Annotated in this window: 11 protein-coding genes; 10 read left to right on the plus strand and 1 reads right to left on the minus strand. The window is 49.5% G+C overall.

Annotated features, from left to right (window positions below):
* The first annotated feature begins 1 nt into the window (after window position 1).
* The 9 genes from G9F48_RS06475 to G9F48_RS06515 all read left to right on the plus strand — a co-directional run bounded on the left by G9F48_RS06475 (window position 2) and on the right by G9F48_RS06515 (window position 10,101).
* A complete protein-coding gene (locus G9F48_RS06475; RefSeq protein WP_003150981.1) occupies window positions 2-739 on the plus strand; it encodes a sugar phosphate nucleotidyltransferase in 738 nt (245 codons plus the stop codon).
* Window positions 740-741: 2 nt separating this feature from the next.
* A complete protein-coding gene (gene rfbB, locus G9F48_RS06480; RefSeq protein WP_094247409.1) occupies window positions 742-1,689 on the plus strand; it encodes a dTDP-glucose 4,6-dehydratase in 948 nt (315 codons plus the stop codon).
* 20 nt (window positions 1,690-1,709) lie between these two features.
* A complete protein-coding gene (gene rfbD, locus G9F48_RS06485; protein WP_077723005.1) occupies window positions 1,710-2,558 on the plus strand; it encodes a dTDP-4-dehydrorhamnose reductase in 849 nt (282 codons plus the stop codon).
* Window positions 2,555-3,010 carry a dTDP-4-dehydrorhamnose 3,5-epimerase family protein gene (locus G9F48_RS06490; RefSeq protein ID WP_003150986.1) on the plus strand — a complete coding sequence of 152 codons (456 nt, stop codon included), beginning with the start codon at window positions 2,555-2,557 and terminating at the stop codon, window positions 3,008-3,010. Before rfbD ends, G9F48_RS06490 begins: the two co-directional genes overlap by 4 nt.
* 216 nt (window positions 3,011-3,226) lie before the next feature.
* Window positions 3,227-3,688 carry a biofilm surface layer hydrophobin BslB gene (gene bslB / locus G9F48_RS06495; RefSeq protein WP_003150988.1) on the plus strand — a complete coding sequence of 154 codons (462 nt, stop codon included), beginning with the start codon at window positions 3,227-3,229 and terminating at the stop codon, window positions 3,686-3,688.
* A gap of 185 nt (window positions 3,689-3,873) precedes the next feature.
* Window positions 3,874-5,160, plus strand: coding sequence for a Glu/Leu/Phe/Val family dehydrogenase (locus tag G9F48_RS06500; RefSeq protein WP_003150991.1), 1,287 nt, complete (start codon window positions 3,874-3,876; stop codon window positions 5,158-5,160).
* A 197-nt stretch (window positions 5,161-5,357) separates the two neighbouring features.
* Entirely contained in the window at window positions 5,358-6,905 is a 1,548-nt protein-coding gene (pruA, locus tag G9F48_RS06505) for an L-glutamate gamma-semialdehyde dehydrogenase (protein ID WP_165409239.1), read from the plus strand.
* Window positions 6,906-6,975: 70 nt separating this feature from the next.
* Window positions 6,976-8,658, plus strand: a complete 1,683-nt coding sequence (locus tag G9F48_RS06510) for a M20 family metallopeptidase (protein WP_165409240.1) — start codon at window positions 6,976-6,978, stop codon at window positions 8,656-8,658.
* A 24-nt stretch (window positions 8,659-8,682) separates the two neighbouring features.
* Window positions 8,683-10,101 carry an amino acid permease gene (locus G9F48_RS06515; RefSeq protein ID WP_165409241.1) on the plus strand — a complete coding sequence of 473 codons (1,419 nt, stop codon included), beginning with the start codon at window positions 8,683-8,685 and terminating at the stop codon, window positions 10,099-10,101.
* A gap of 32 nt (window positions 10,102-10,133) precedes the next feature.
* On the opposite strand, the gene G9F48_RS06520 is transcribed toward G9F48_RS06515, so the two are convergent.
* Complete coding sequence (locus G9F48_RS06520; protein ID WP_094247411.1) at window positions 10,134-11,336, minus strand: multidrug effflux MFS transporter; 1,203 nt, start codon at window positions 11,334-11,336, stop codon at window positions 10,134-10,136.
* A 223-nt stretch (window positions 11,337-11,559) separates the two neighbouring features.
* Between G9F48_RS06520 and G9F48_RS06525 the strand changes: the two genes are divergently transcribed.
* Window positions 11,560-12,798 (plus strand): MFS transporter, encoded by a 1,239-nt coding sequence (locus G9F48_RS06525; RefSeq protein ID WP_165409242.1) that lies wholly within the window; start codon window positions 11,560-11,562, stop codon window positions 12,796-12,798.
* Window positions 12,799-12,907: the final 109 nt, after the last annotated feature.

Raw genomic sequence — 12,907 nt, forward strand, 5'->3', positions numbered from 1 at the left:
TGTGAAAGGTGTTATCTTAGCCGGAGGCACCGGCTCACGCCTTATGCCGCTGACAAAAGCGGTCAATAAGCATTTACTCCCTGTCGGTCCATATCCGATGATTTACTGGTCGATCATGAAGCTGGAAGAAGCGGGGATTACGGATATCTTGCTGATTACACAAAAAGAATATATTCCGCAATTTCATAAACTTCTCGAAACCGGAGAAGAGCTCGGCGTCTCAATCACATATCAGGTTCAGCCAGCCGCATCCGGCATTTCCGACGGTTTATCATACGCAAAGCGGTTTACCGGGCGCGATCCGTTCGTTCTGCTTTTGGGAGATAATATTTTTGAAGATTCATTAAAACCTTATACGGAGCGTTTCGCAAAGCAGGGAAAAGGAGCGAAAGTGCTGCTGAAAGAAGTTGACGATCCGGAGCGCTTCGGCATCGCCGAGATTGATGAGGAAAACAAACGGATCAAGTCGATCATTGAAAAGCCGGAGCAGCCGCCGACCAGACTATGCGTCACGGGGATCTACATGTACGATGCAGAAGTGTTTTCTTATATTGAACAAATTTCCCCTTCAAAACGCGGCGAACTGGAAATTACGGATGTCAATAATTTATACATTGAACACAGTGAGCTGACGTATGATGTGTTAACGGGCTGGTGGGTGGATGCGGGCACGCATGAATCGCTCTACCTCGCCGGAAGCCTGGCGCATCAGGCATTACAGAAAGGACAGGAGCATTAATCATGCCAAAATCATATTTAATTACAGGGGGCGCCGGATTTATCGGCCTTACCTTCACAAAGATGATGCTGAAAGAAACAGATGCGCAGATTACCGTCCTGGATAATCTCACGTATGCAAGCAGGCCGCTTGAAATAGAAGCCTTAAAAAAGAACGGCCGTTTCCGTTTTATCAAAGGTGACATTTCTGAAAAAGAGGACATTGACAAAGTCTTTTCCCAAATGTATGACGCTGTCATTCATTTTGCGGCTGAATCCCATGTGGACAGAAGCATAAATCAGGCAGAGCCGTTCATCACAACAAATGTGATGGGCACATACCGACTGGCGGACGCGGTGTTACAGGGAAAAGCCGGCAGGCTGATTCACATTTCCACAGATGAGGTGTACGGAGATTTGGCGCCGGATGATCCCGCTTTTACAGAGACGACGCCGCTTTCTCCGAACAATCCGTATTCCGCCAGCAAGGCAAGCTCAGACCTGATTGTCATGTCTTATGTGAAAACCCATAAGCTTCCTGCCATCATTACGAGATGCAGCAACAATTACGGGCCGTACCAGCACCACGAGAAAATGATTCCGACCATTATCAGGCATGCCGTAAACGGCACGCCGGTTCCGCTGTACGGCGACGGGATGCAGATCAGAGACTGGCTGTTTGCCGAAGATCATTGCCGCGCCATTAAGCTCGTGCTGGAAAAAGGAACACTCGGCGAAATTTACAATATCGGCGGAGGAAATGAACGGACGAATAAAGAGCTTGCGTCATTTATCATGAAGGAGCTCGGTGTCGAGGAACGGTTTGCTCATGTCGAAGACAGAAAAGGGCATGACCGCCGTTACGCCATCAATGCTTCAAAGCTGAAAAATGAGCTGGGATGGCGGCAGGACGTCACATTTGAAGAAGGAATGAGAAGAACCATTCGCTGGTATACAGACAGCCAAGACTAATCGGAAAGAAGGGGATCCGATTGACGAAGGTATTAGTAACCGGAGCGGCCGGTCAGCTGGGGCGGGAGTTATGCCGCCAGCTGAAGCGGGAAGGGTATGAAGTGATCGCCTTGACAAAAGCGATGATGAACATATCCGACCAGCGTTCGGTGCGGCACTCGTTCAGCCATTACAAGCCGGATATCGTCGTCAATACGGCGGCATACACCTCCGTTGACAAATGTGAAACGGAGCTCGACAAAGCGTATTTAATAAACGGAATCGGCGCTTATTATGCCGCGCTTGAGGCTGAAAACACCGGCGCGAAATTCATTCACATCAGCACCGACTATGTCTTCAGCGGCAAAGGAACACGGCCATACCAGACCGATGATCCCGCAGATCCGGGCACGATTTACGGAAAAAGCAAAAAACTCGGCGAAGAACTGATCCGGTTAACGGGAAAAAACCACACCATTATCAGAACGTCGTGGGTGTACGGCAGCGGCGGGCACAACTTTGTCAATACGATGCTGAAACTTGCGGATACACATGATCAGGTTCGTGTCGTTAACGATCAAGTCGGCGCACCGACGTACACAAAGGATTTAGCCGAAACGGTGATCGGTCTGTTTGACAAGCCGCCGGGCTTGTACCACGCCGCAAACAGCGGAGTGTGCAGCTGGTATGAATTTGCCAAGGCTATTTTTGAAGAAAGCGGCAGAACCGCCGCCGTGCTGCCCGTCACGACGGAGGAATACGGAAATGAGACGCCGCGCCCCGCTTACTCGGTGTTGAGCCTTGAGTCGATTGAACGGCAGGGGCTCGGCATGAGGCATTGGCGGGAAGCGCTGCAGGATTATTTACAAAGGGAGGGACAGTGCAAGTGATCGAAGGCGTAAAAATTAAAAAGCTGATCAAACACAGCGATGACCGGGGTTTTTTCTCAGAACTCGTCCGTGACGATGAACATCTCTTAGAGCGTTTCGGGCAGGCTTCCTGGTCCAAAAGCTATCCCGGCGTCATTAAAGCGTTTCACTATCATGAGAAACAGGATGACCTGTGGTTTTTCCCGACAGGCCACGCCCAGGTCGTGCTGCATGACCTTCGCGAAGAGTCGGCAACCAAGGGAGAAACGGATGTCTACTACATGGGAGAAGACAATCCGATGCTCCTTCTCATTCCCAAAGGCGTCGCACACGGGTACAGAGTGCTGGGCGAAACCCCGCTGACCATTATTTATTTCACGACAATGTCCTACAATCCGGATCAGCCTGACGAAAAAAGAATCCCGTGGAATGATGACACCATCGGATTTGACTGGCAGACGGCTCACCGGTAGCGCAGAAGACGAAGACAGCGGATGTCTTCGTTTTTTTGTGCTGATTCATCTCGCGAAAAATAAATGATTGAATATTCTAAAAAATAATTTACTTCCATGGATAAAGGTGGTAGATTATTCTCAGGAAAAGAGAAACCCAATTCGCGAATGGAATCATCAGACACGCTTTTCCGGCAGAGGACGCTCTGAATCCTATATGATCTGGAGGAATTCATGATGTTAAAAAGAAAATCATTTTCTGCCTTTCTCATCAGTGCTGCGGTATTTTCAGCTGTGTTCTTGCCATCTTTTCATGCGAACGCCCAATCTGCCGTTATTGAAGCGAAAACCGTCAATAGTACGAAAGAATACGCGACGTCTGATATTGAAGTCACATACAAGCCGAATGCGCTGCTTGCCGTCGGTGCCGTTGAATTTCAATTTCCTGACGGGTTCAACGCCACTGTGAGGGACTCTGTAAACGGAAGAACACTGAAAGAAACGCAAATTCTCAACTACGGAAAAACGGTCAGACTTCCGCTTACCCTTGACTTATTGGGCGCGTCTGAATACAATCTCGTCCTGGTGCGTAAAAACCTTCCGCGCGCGGGCACGTATACAATTAAAGGCGATTACGTAAACGGTTTGGGGGCCGGCAGTCTCTACGCCGAAACAAAGCTGGTTATTGACCCGCGTTAATCCGGGATGAAAGAGGCTGACAACAGCCTCTTTTTTGATGCGCAAAATCCTGGCATGAATCTTGCATATAAAAAGGGGTGTAACGACAATGTGAAAGGGATTGATGGGTTTTGGTGTAAAAGCGCTTACATTTCGTTCTGCCGGTAATTGAAGCTTACACGTAAAATACGATGAGGTGATAAAACATGTCAGCCAACCCGCTTTCTAAAAGCAATCAGAAAGATGAAGAAAAAGAAGTTCTTAATTTGTTCTTGTCCACACAATCGATCATAAAAGAGGCCCTGCGCAAACTGGGCTATCCTGACAATATGTATGAACTGATGAAAGAGCCGATGCGGCTTTTGACCGTACGCATCCCCGTCAAAATGGACAATGGTTCAGTACAGGTTTTCACGGGCTACCGCTCACAGCATAATGACGCAGTCGGCCCGACAAAAGGGGGCGTGCGGTTTCATCCGGAAGTCAGTGAAGAAGAGGTTAAGGCGCTTTCCATCTGGATGACTTTAAAATGCGGCATCACAAATCTTCCTTACGGGGGCGGAAAAGGCGGCATCATCTGTGATCCGCGGACGATGTCATTCGGAGAGCTGGAACGGCTGAGCCGCGGATATGTGCGCGCGATCAGCCAGATCGTCGGCCCGACAAAGGATATTCCGGCTCCCGACGTATATACCAACTCGCAGATTATGGCATGGATGATGGACGAATACAGCCGCCTGAGAGAATTTGATTCACCGGGATTCATTACGGGCAAACCGATTGTTCTCGGCGGTTCACAGGGGCGGGAAACGGCGACCGCGCAAGGCGTCACGATTTGTATTGAGGAAGCCGTTAAGAAAAAAGGGATTCCATTGGAAAATGCGCGGATCATCATTCAGGGGTTCGGAAATGCGGGGAGCTTTCTCGCTAAATTTATGCATGACGCCGGCGCCAAGGTGATCGGCATCTCAGACGCCCACGGGGCTTTGTATGACCCTGACGGCCTTGACATTGATTACCTGCTGGATAAGCGGGACAGCTTCGGCACGGTGACGAATCTCTTCTCTGATGTCATAACGAACCGGGAGCTGCTGGAAAAGGACTGTGATATTCTCGTGCCTGCCGCAATCTCCAATCAGATAACGGCTGAAAACGCCCATCACATTAAAGCCTCAATCATTGTGGAGGCGGCGAACGGCCCGACAACGATAGACGCCACGAAAATCCTGAATGAAAGAGGCGTGCTTCTCGTACCGGATATTTTGGCAAGCGCCGGGGGCGTGACGGTGTCTTATTTTGAATGGGTGCAAAATAATCAAGGCTTTTACTGGTCTGAGGAAGAAGTCGCCGGAAAACTGCGCAGTGTCATGGTGAATTCATTTGAATCCATTTATCAGACAGCGCATACCCACAAAGTCGATATGCGTTTGGCCGCCTATATGACGGGCATCAGAAAGTCGGCTGAAGCGGCCCGGTTCCGCGGCTGGGTATAAGTGTTATCCGCAAAGAGATTTTGCATCAGTTATATAGCGGATCGCAAAATTTCTTTGCGTTTTCAGATTGCAGCTGACAGATTCGGACAAGCTTTCGGCAAAGATTATCTTTTTTTATCACAAATTGCTATGCTGGTATGCTTCTTGCATCTTCATTAAGCGTGAGCACACATTACAAAATACGGGGAGGAATTCTAATGACAGTTTCATACGCACACGAACCATTTACAAATTTTCAGGAAGAGACAAATAAACAATCGTTTCAGGAAGCGCTGGCTTATGTGAATTCACAGCTCGGCAAGCATTATCCGCTTATCATCAACGGTGAAGCGATTGAAACGGATAAAAAGATCATTTCCGTCAATCCGGCAGATAAAAAAGAAGTGATCGGTTCTGTATCGGCAGCCGGAAAAGAACTTGCGGAAAAGGCCATGCAGGCTGCGCTGCAGGCATTTCAAACATGGAAAAAAGTACGGCCGGAACACCGCGCGAATGTGCTGTTTAAAGCGGCGGCGATCATCCGCAGAAGAAAGCACGAATTCTCCGCGTACCTGGTGAAAGAAGCGGGAAAACCGTGGAAGGAAGCGGATGCGGATACGGCGGAAGCGATCGACTTTTTAGAGTATTACGCCCGTCAGATGCTGAAACTGAAAGACGGTTCTCCTGTAAAGAGCCGTGACGGAGAATATAATCAGTATCACTATGAGCCGCTTGGGGTGGGAATCGTCATTTCTCCATTCAACTTCCCGCTTGCGATCATGGTGGGAACGGCGGCGGCAGCCATCGTAACAGGCAACACGATACTTCTGAAACCGGCGGATGCGGCGCCTGTCGTGGCGGCGAAATTCGTTGAAGTAATGAAAGAAGCGGGTCTGCCGGACGGCGTGCTCCAATTCATACCGGGCGACGGAGGAGAAATCGGCGACTATCTGGTAGAGCATCCGAAGACGAGATTTGTGTCGTTTACAGGCTCCCGCGCGGTCGGATGCCGCATCTATGAACGCGCCGCAAAAGTACAGCCGGGCCAAAAGTGGCTGAAACGGGTCATTGCCGAAATGGGAGGGAAAGATACGGTGCTTGTAGACAGAGATGCTGATCTTGATCTTGCCGCTTCCTCAATCGTGTATTCCGCCTTCGGATTCTCAGGCCAAAAATGTTCAGCCGGTTCGCGTGCGGTCATTCATCAGGACGTCTATGATGAAGTTGTTGAAAAAGCCGTCGCTTTAACAAAATCACTCACCGTCGGAAGTCCGGAAGATTTTGATACATACATGGGGCCAGTCATCCACGAAGCATCTTATAATAAAGTCATGAGTTATATCGAAATCGGCAAAACAGAAGGAAAACTCCTGACGGGAGGCGAAGGTGATGATTCAAAAGGATACTTTATTCAGCCGACCATTTTTGCGGATGTTGATGAAAACGCCCGCCTGATGCAGGAGGAAATTTTCGGGCCTGTCGTCGCGATCTCAAAAGCCCGTGATTTCGACCATATGCTTGAGATTGCCAATAATACCGATTACGGACTGACGGGCGCTCTGTTATCGAAAACCCGCGCGCACATTGAACGCGCCCGCGAAGATTTTCACGTCGGAAATCTATACTTCAACCGCGGCTGTACGGGAGCGATTGTCGGATACCAGCCGTTCGGCGGCTTCAATATGTCAGGAACCGATTCGAAAGCCGGAGGACCTGACTATCTGATTCTTCATATGCAGGCAAAAACAACGTCTGAAGCCTATTAATCTTTCGGAAATAGCGCGATGAAAAAAGAGTCGCGCTATTTTCTCTATATGAGGGTAAGGAGGATGGAATATGTATCAGCAGCTCAGCAAAATGCTTCCGGAGGAGAAAATAGAAGCCATTACGAAATCACTGGTGGCGTTAAACAGCATCAACGGCACATTGGGAGAAGGAAAAAAAGCCGACTATATCAAAGATATGATCAAGAGCTTTCCCTACTTTCAGGAGAATCCGTCACATGTGTGGGAGCAGGCGATTCCTGAGGACCCTTACGGCCGCAAAAATATTTTCGCATTTATTGAGGGAAACGGCGAAAGCCTGAATACGGTCATTTATCACGCTCATCTTGATACGGTCGGCATCGAGGATTTCGGCCCTTTAAAAGATATCGCTTTTGATTCCGACCGTCTCGCGGAATATTTCTCAAACTATGAATTTGATCGGGATGTGCAGCGGGACGCCCGCTCAGGCGAGTGGATGTTCGGAAGGGGTTCGGTTGATATGCAGAGCGGTATTGCCGTTCATCTCGCCAATCTGCTTCACTTTTCTGAACGGCGCGATCAGCTGCCGGGCCATATTCTGTTCATGGCAAACCCGGATGAAGAAAGCCAGCATTCCGGCATTTTAACCAGCATTTCTGAATTAAAACGGCTGAAACAAGAAAAGCAGCTTCGTTATTTAGCAGCGATTAACAATGACTTCATCACGCCGCTGTATGAGGGTGACACGACAAGGTACATATACACGGGTGCGGCAGGGAAGCTTTTGCCTTGCTTTGCGATTTACGGGCGGGAGGTGCATGTCGGAGATACGCTGTCCGGCATCGATCCGAATTTGATCGCGTCAGAAATCACCAGAAGAATTCACAACAATATTCATATGGCGGAAAACATTGAAGGGGAGCTTGTGCTTCCGCCGACCTGCCTCTACCAGCGTGACAATAAGGAAGCGTATAACGTGCAGACCGCCGTCAGCAGCTATGTCTATTTTAATTATTTTATTTACGAGAAAACCGCCAAAGAAGTCATGGATCAGCTGACCGCCGTGGCTGACGAAGCCTGCAAAGAGACAGAACAAAAATTATCTGATTATTACGACGAATACTGTGAGAGAACGAGCCTGCCGAAAAAAGAGATGTCATGGAACGTTCAAGTGTACAGTCTGGAAGATTACCTGAAAAGGCTGAGAAGCCGCGGGATAGACCCTGCACAGTGTATCAGGCAGGCATTTAAAACATATGAACATCTTGAACTGCGGATGAGATGTTTTAAAGCCGTCGAAGAATTGCAAAAACTCGATCCTGAGCAGGGAGCTAAAGTCATTATTTTCTATGCGCCGCCTTATCTTCCGCACAATTATCTGAAGGAAGAAAGCACACGGGACCGGCTTTTGCAGCATGTCATTCAAGAAGCGGTCGATAAAACAGCGGCATCAACCGGAGAAACATTCGTCTTTAAAAAGTTTTTCCCTTATTTAGCGGACGGAAGCTTTTTATCGCTGCATGAAACAGACGAGGAGGTCTCCGCCTTTACCGATAATTTTCCGGGCTGGGATGTCATCGGGACGATTCCTTTTAAAGAAATCAGGGAATTGAATATTCCGTCGGTCAATATAGGGGTATACGGAAAGGACGGCCATAAATGGACGGAACGCGTGTACAAACCGTACACATTCCATGTGCTGCCGGAACTCATTCAGCAGACGACAATGCATCTTTTGCACAGCTGCCGATTAGACATACGCACAAATGGCTGACATAACGGAATAAGGGGGATGTATATGCAGGGAGATACCAATCAAAATGAATTGCAGCGCACGATGAAGGGCCGGCATTTGTTTATGATCGCCCTCGGCGGCGTGATCGGGACAGGGCTTTTTCTGGGCTCCGGTTTTACGATCAGTGAAGCGGGACCGGTCGGCGCGATATTGGCTTATGTGATCGGCGGATTTTTAATGTATCTGGTGATGCTTTGTTTGGGGGAGCTCGCGGTTGCCATGCCGGTCGCAGGATCATTTCAGGCGTATGCCGCAAAGTTTCTCGGGCCGTCGACGGGATTTACGATCGGATGGATGTACGCATTCAGCTGGGCCAATACAGTGGGGCTTGAGCTGACGTCGGCGGGGATTTTAATGCAGCGATGGTTTCCGGCCGTTCCGATTTGGGTGTGGTGCCTGGTATTCGGCGTCGTCATTTTTTCCATTAACGCGCTGTCTGCGCGGAGTTTTGCGGAGATGGAATTTTGGTTTTCCAGCATTAAGGTCATGGCCATTGTATTGTTTATTATTCTCGGCTGCGCTGCGGTATTCGGCTTTGTCGGTTTTAACGGCGGGCAGACGGCTCCGTATCTGTCAAACTTTACGACGGACAAAGGGCTTTTCCCGAACGGTGCCCAAGCCGTGCTGTTTACCCTTGTCATGGTGAATTTTTCATTCCAGGGTACCGAACTGGTCGGAATCGCCTCGGGAGAAAGCGAAAATCCGGAAAAGACGCTTCCCCGCTCGATCCGAAACGTCATATGGCGGACGCTGTTTTTCTTCGTGCTGGCGATGTTTGTTCTCGTGTCCATTTTGCCGTACGAAACGGCAGGCGTCATCGAAAGCCCGTTTGTGGCTGTGCTGGATAAAATCGGCGTTCCTTATGCGGCTGATATCATGAACTTTGTCATTCTGACCGCCATGCTGTCGGTGGCGAATTCCGGGCTGTACGCTTCGTCCAGAATGATGTGGTCCCTATCAAAAACTAAGATGGGCCCCGCTTCCTTAACGAAACTGACGAAAAAAGGCGTGCCTCTGAAAGCTCTTTCCATCACCATCGCCATCTCCGGTTTATCCCTGCTGACAAGTGTAGTCGCGGCTGAAACGGTGTATGTGTGGCTCATTTCCATCTCCGGTATGATTACCGTCGTCGCGTGGATGTCAATCTGCGCTTCACAATTCGTTTTCCGGAGACGCTTTCTCGCTGAAGGAGGAAATCTGAAGGACCTGGCATTTAAAACGCCTCTTTATCCGCTGGTGCCGATTCTCGGATTTTCGGTTTACGGTCTTATCTTAATCAGTCTCATCTTTATCCCCGACCAGCGTATCGGTCTGTACTGCGGCGTCCCGCTGATGATCATCTGTTACGCGTATTATCACTTCGGTATCAAAAAACGCCTGAAGCGTGAGCCGGCTTCTTCGGAAAAAGGCGCTGCCGGATAAGAAAAAAAGCCCTTCGCTTAAAGCGGCGGGCTTTACTTTGTGTTTCGTTTGGCCGACAGAACATAGGATAGAACGGCACAGAACTGAAAACCGAAAATGCTGACGGCCATCGGCCAGGCATTTTCTTCTCCGGCAATACCGACAAGGGGAGCGGCAGCCGCACCGCCGATAAAGGGCAGGAGTCCGAGAAGAGCCGCAGCGCTTCCCGCGCCTTTCTCCTGTTTCTGCATAGCCAAAGAAAACCCCGTTGTTGTGACGATCCCGACAGAAGAAACAATGATGAATAAAGAAATGCAGACCGCCGTCAGGCCTAAACCAAACGCAAGTGATAAAAGCAAAGCGATGCTCCCGATGACGGCAATCATCAGACCGGAGACAAACAGCTTCCGTTCATCATGTGTTTTGGCCATCCGTCCGGTGATTTGGGTGGCGCATATGATTCCCGCACCGTTTACGGCGAACAGCAGGCTGAACATTTGCGCCGATACGCCGTAGATGTTTTGCAGTACAAACGGCGACCCGGCAATATATGCGAACATGCCGGTCATCACAAATGCCTGGCTGAGCGCAAATCCCATAAACATCCGGTCGCCAAGCAGGCCGCGAAACGTCATCAGCGTCTCCCGGAGTCCGCCGCTTGTCCGCTTTTCCGGCGGGAGTGATTCAGGCAACGCCGTAAGCACGGCGGCAGAAATGATACAGCCGATCACCGCCAGCACGATAAATACGATTTTCCAGCCGGCGAACTGAAGGATAAATCCCCCTGTAATCGGCGCTAAAATCGGCGCCGCCCCATTGACGAGCATCAGTAATGAGAAAAAAGCCGTCAATTCTTTTCCGGAATACATATCGCGTGCGGAAGCCCGTGCGATGACGATTCCGGCCGCCCCGGTGAATCCTTGAATAAACCTCATGACAATTAAAAACGAAACAGAAGGGCTGAAGGCGCATAATAAAGAAGACAGCGTATAAAGCAGCAATGACAGAATCAGCGGCTTCCGGCGCCCGATCATATCACTGAGCGGCCCGACAACGATCTGCCCGACCGCCAGCCCCAAAAGACAAAACGTCAGGCTCAGCTGCGCAAGTGACGCTGTCGTGTGAAGATCGGCCGCCACCTCAGGCAAAGCGGGCAGATACATATCGAGCGAAAGCGGCCCGAATGAAGCGAGCGTCCCGAGAATCAGTACCATGCCGAGGCCTGCGCGGGCGGCCTTTGAATCAGCGTTATTCATTTCATAACCCCCCACCTTAACAAATGATTCTATCACTATAGCATAAGCGGACGGCGTATTTTATATCATTTGTTGAATACAAACTAAATATTTTATTTAAAATCTGAATGTAAATAAAAAATCAGAATTAGTTTTCATGTGAAATGTAAAATGAAATATAAGGATGCTAAACTATAAAACAACAAAAGGTAGAAAAGTTTTACGGAAGAGGTGTTCAAAGAGCATGAACAGCAAACAAACCGATCACATCGAAACGAAACGCCGATTTCCGGTCTGTCTCGCGCTTGCTTTGACATTAGGCGTATTTGCCGCGGGTTCTGAAGAGCTGGTGATTTCTCCGCTGCTTCCGGATTTAGCGCGGGCTTTCAGTTCGGATGTCAGTGTGCTGGCGCTTTCCATCAGTATTTACGGAGTGATGATTTTTATCGGGGCGCCGCTTCTCGTTCCGCTGGGAGATAAATATTCCCGGGAACTCAGTCTGCTGGCGGGACTGCTTATATTTACGGCCGGCACGGTGATTTGCGCGCTGGCGCACAATCTCTTTTTCTTCTTTGTGGGCAGGGCGCTTTCCGGGCTTGCGGCGGGTGCGTTTGTGCCGACAGCATATGCGGTGGTCGGCGACCGTGTGCCTTACGCGTACCGCGGCAAGGTGATGGGTCTGATCGTGTCAAGCTGGTCGCTCGCTTTAATTTTCGGTGTTCCGATCGGCTCTTTTATCGGCGGCGTTTTGAATTGGCGGTGGACGTTTTGGATTTTCGCCCTGATGTCTGTCCTCGTTGCTTCGCTCATTTTCATTGAGGCGCGCCGCAGCACGGCGGATGGGAATAAAACAGAAGAGGAAAACGGACGGCAGGCAGGCACTTTCCGGGATGCGCTGAAGGTGCCCCGTGTCCCTGTATACCTCACGATCACTTTTTGCAACATGATCGGTTTTTACGGCATGTATTCCTTTCTCGGCACATATCTTCACCGCGTGCTGCCGGGGGGGAATACAGCTTCAGGGCTGCTGATCATGGTGTACGGAATCGGTTTTTCCATGAGCGTGTTCACCGGAAAAATCGCAGATAAGGCGGGGAAAATGCGCTCTTTGATCGCGGCATTGGCCGTGATCAGCATATGGCTTTCCTGTCTCGCCTATGCGCCGTCATCAATGCCGTTTTTGGTCATCGGGTTATTCGTCTGGGGATTGATGCAAAGCCTGACGGTGACCTTGCTCAGCACTATTTTAAGTGATTGCTCACAGAGCCGCCGGGGCAAAATCATGGCATTTTACAGTCTGGCGTCCAATTTGGCCGTCACCTTGGGTTCTGCTGTCATGGGTCCGGTCTATGTCGGATACGGATATGCAGCTGTCGGATTTATCTGTGCGGCCGTCACCCTCATCGGCCTTGTCCTCAGCGTTTTCGCATACAGAAGGTATGGAAAATATGAGCATAAGACCGACCAATCATTGTATCGGTAAAATAAAGTTTCTATAATTTTGTAAATGTTAATTTTTAACACCTTATATCATAAGGTGTTTTCTAATATATAGGAATAATTATCAATATTTTCAAATAATATTGACAGCT

The organism is Bacillus sp. EKM420B (assembly GCF_011065565.1).
In the GTDB taxonomy this organism is placed as follows: Bacteria; Bacillota; Bacilli; order Bacillales; family Bacillaceae; genus Bacillus; species Bacillus velezensis.

What these genes read in the sequence shown, in the direction of transcription:
- rfbB (WP_094247409.1), top strand. Translation starts at nt 742, where the DNA reads ATGCCAAAATCATATTTAATTACAGGGGGCGCCGGATTTATCGGCCTT.
- bslB (WP_003150988.1), top strand. Translation starts at nt 3,227, where the DNA reads ATGTTAAAAAGAAAATCATTTTCTGCCTTTCTCATCAGTGCTGCGGTA.
- G9F48_RS06500 (WP_003150991.1), top strand. Translation starts at nt 3,874, where the DNA reads ATGTCAGCCAACCCGCTTTCTAAAAGCAATCAGAAAGATGAAGAAAAA.
- pruA (WP_165409239.1), top strand. Translation starts at nt 5,358, where the DNA reads ATGACAGTTTCATACGCACACGAACCATTTACAAATTTTCAGGAAGAG.
- G9F48_RS06510 (WP_165409240.1), top strand. Translation starts at nt 6,976, where the DNA reads ATGTATCAGCAGCTCAGCAAAATGCTTCCGGAGGAGAAAATAGAAGCC.
- G9F48_RS06515 (WP_165409241.1), top strand. Translation starts at nt 8,683, where the DNA reads ATGCAGGGAGATACCAATCAAAATGAATTGCAGCGCACGATGAAGGGC.
- G9F48_RS06520 (WP_094247411.1), bottom strand. Translation starts at nt 11,336, where the DNA reads ATGAATAACGCTGATTCAAAGGCCGCCCGCGCAGGCCTCGGCATGGTA.
- G9F48_RS06525 (WP_165409242.1), top strand. Translation starts at nt 11,560, where the DNA reads ATGAACAGCAAACAAACCGATCACATCGAAACGAAACGCCGATTTCCG.